This is a genomic window from Klebsiella sp. S69, assembly GCF_016516145.1.
GTDB classification, from domain to species: domain Bacteria; phylum Pseudomonadota; class Gammaproteobacteria; order Enterobacterales; family Enterobacteriaceae; genus Klebsiella; species Klebsiella oxytoca.
In genome coordinates this window covers 1-260 of the sequence record NZ_JACVUU010000109.1, presented here as the reverse complement: position 1 = coordinate 260, position 260 = coordinate 1, and the positions used below count along the sequence as shown (strand labels likewise).

Here is a 260-nt window from a genome sequence, read left to right as displayed (position 1 = left end):
TCTTATCTGGAGATACAGCTACTGTCTGGTGTTTCAGGGGGCTACATCAGAGTTGGCCCCGACGTAGCCCTAGTGTTCGTCCATTTCCGCGCAGACAATGACGTCACTGTCCGGTTGTATGCGCGAGGTTACCGACTGCGGCCGGAGTTTTTAAGTGCCGTAAAATCGTGTTGAGGCCAACGGGCTCTGTCGCATTAGCGTATGCATGTCAGCAAAATGTATCCTGCTGATTTTTCAGGCAGCTAACTGATAAAATTGTT

At 50.0% G+C, this 260-nt stretch carries 1 pseudogene; it reads right to left on the bottom strand.

From position 1 onward, the window contains the following. Positions 1–72: 72 nt before the first annotated feature. Positions 73–181, bottom strand: a pseudogene (locus IAE27_RS29440) (IS1 family transposase); the annotation flags it as partial. Positions 182–260: the final 79 nt, after the last annotated feature.